The 2,925-nt window shown below is 32.7% G+C and carries 1 protein-coding gene and 1 pseudogene; both read left to right on the plus strand.

Features of this window, described 5'->3' with window-relative positions; all coding sequences use genetic code 11:
• A pseudogene (locus tag B0A58_RS16565) lies at positions 1-1,058 on the plus strand (hypothetical protein); the annotation flags it as partial.
• A gap of 24 nt (positions 1,059-1,082) precedes the next feature.
• Positions 1,083-2,925, plus strand: a 1,843-nt coding sequence (locus tag B0A58_RS15085; RefSeq protein WP_133063164.1) for a hypothetical protein, incomplete at its 3' end; no start/stop codon positions are given.

Here is a 2,925-nt window from a genome sequence, read left to right on the forward strand (position 1 = left end):
AAAACAACTATTACACCACAGCCGAAGGACTTGGTAAAGTAAACGTGTATATTGAAGGCGACCTTACCGATGCTGAATGTGCTGCAAAATTAAAAGCCGAAGTAGGCACTATTACTGAAAATATTTATATTGGGAGTCAAGAAAATTATGCTAGATTAACCGAATTAACTAATTTAGAATTAGATATCCCTACAAACGTAAAAAAAATATATTTTACCGGAATATATGAAAAATTAAAAACCATTAAAATTAAAGGGCATGGCAGTATGCCACTTTGTGAAATATATGTATCGGGTGGAAAACTAACAGAATCAATTTTAGTTGAAGGAATTACTGAACTTAAGTATATGTATGCAGGATTAAATGGTGTTACAATTAGCCAATTTTGTAATGTTGAAATTAAGGATTTACAAGAAGTTTCAAAAGGGTTTGCTTTTACTGGTTATCCTGGTCCAAACATTCTAAACAAGCAATTTACTCTTAAATGTAATGATTTAAAATATGTAAATAAAAATTTTATCTATGATATTGAGGCAACTGGTGGGAGTATTGGAGGACATTTTACTTCATTTAGTATGACTGGTTTAAAAGACATGAGTAATGCAAGACTTGGTATTAATCCAATTGGTAACCAAGTAACTTTACCAGCTTTAGAAAAAGTTTATGAATTGAATTGTCTTGCATCTAATAACTATAATAAAAATTTAAACATTATTAATTTACCTGTTTTAACAACAATAGATAATATTATTTGTAGTGGCTTCTTATATACAATTAATTTACCTGTTTTATCAATAGGCAAGGGAATAAGTATAGGAAATTACACAAGCAATCACACCATGAATTTTAATGCGCCTGTTCTTAATTATTGTTTAGGATATACATCAAATAATAATCTCAACTCTAGTGATGTAAATGCAATTTTGAATAAGTTTTTAACTATACAGCCATTGAGCGGAAAATATATTGATTTATATTATGAACCTGCACCAACTGGTCAAGGTATTATCGATAAACAAGCACTTATTAATCAAGGAAATAACGTGTTAACAAACTAATAGTAACCAATTAATTTTATAAACATGAAGAGAATCAATTTTTCAGTAATGCTCATTTTGAGCTTAATCGTAAGCAATTTGGCTTACAGTCAAACTATCAAAGCGGTTTACACCATTGGTAGCAATTATACTCCAGGTGGTTCACCAAATTGCTACTCTAAAACACCATCGCTTATTTTACCTCCACTAGACGCAACTTCAAACAACATTTCACCTCAAACAAACACCACAAATAGCTTTGTTTTTAATGACCCAAGTGATGCTAATAAAATAAACGATGTTATTAAAAATGCTTATGGAAAAGGCTACAAACACTTTTATTTCCAAGAAGGTTTATATGTTATTGACACTCCAATAGATTTAAGCAACTTAAACGGCATTACCATTGAAGGTGGTGGTGCAGGCACTGTGTTTAAACCCGCAAACACTACTTTAACAACTATTTTTGATGTAAAAAATTGCTACAACGGCAAAATAAAAAATTTAGGTATCGATTTAAAAACGACACTTACTTGTGGTGATGGTCAAAATACAAGCGATATCAACACAGGTATCAAAATAGGTGCGCAAGTGGGGCGTTGTTTGTTTGAAAATATATTTTTTAGAAGTAACATTTCAGCAAATGCCACAGTAAAAGGCACATCGCCTATATTGGTACAATTAACTGCAGGTCAAGAGAGTGACTATAACACGTTTAACAATATTCAATTTCAAAGAAGCCGTGGCGGTATAGTTTTAGATATTACAGGTTCTGATAATCCAGATGATTTAGCAAGTAATGGTGTGTTTAATCACAACACTTTTTCAAATATTCATTTAGAGCATTGCTTAGTAGGTGTCGATTTTATAGGGAGTGGTGGCACTATTGAAGGTAATCTATTTTCAAATTTTGATGTACAAGCAAGTAAAGATACTGATGGTGCTCTACGTTTAAGAACTACAGATATAGTTAGAAACATTAGAGGGGTAAACAACACTTTTCAAAACTTTAATATTGCTGATTTTAATGCTTGTGCTTCTGCAAGTAGCCCAGGTTGTTCTGCCGTTGGATATGTGTTTAGTGTTACCAATAAGGCAGAGAGAACAGTTATTGAAAACACAGAAACCGAAGGAAATTTTGTTACAGGGAGTGATGCAAAAAATGGTTGGTATATAGACGGAGGTATTGGCACACAATTTATCAATAACGCTTCAACCAATAGATTGACTGATTATATAAAAAGAAACCTAAGTGATGTTATATTTATAGGTCAAAACTCACCAAATCCTGTTGCAAATACAGGTACTTCTACTAATTTTGACGCTGCTACTCCTAATGCTGCTTACAAAAATTATTTTAGGGTTGAGGACTTTGGTTCAGTTTATTATAAAGGGCGTACCCAAAACTTAAAAAAAACAAATGGAGTCATTTCCCAAGATACTTATTTGGGTTCTGTTTTCATCACAGAAGATTATAGTAGTTATTCTTTCGGTAATTTTAGGGGAGGAACAAATCCTTTTACTGCAACTGGAAGTTTGTTCACAATAAAAGGGAGAGGTCAATTTCAACCACACGCTTCGGGTATTTATAACTTTCTAAACAATAACAACCCATATATAACCGCAAATTTAAATCCTACACTAGTTTATAACGGTACTACATATAACATTCCGTTAAGTGTTCTAACAAATGCAGATAATAATGGAGCATTACAATGGACAAAAGTAAGTGATATATCTTGGAACCACATCGCCACAAAAAACATCAAATTAGATGGTTTTGCCATTACAAACAACAGCAATGCAACACCAGCTACAAACACCGATGCCGGTTTACGTTTAGACAACGCAGGCAACGTGCGTATAGGCACAGCAGCACCATTTACTA

The organism is Flavobacterium branchiophilum NBRC 15030 = ATCC 35035, from assembly GCF_002217205.1.
GTDB lineage: Bacteria > Bacteroidota > Bacteroidia > Flavobacteriales > Flavobacteriaceae > Flavobacterium > Flavobacterium branchiophilum.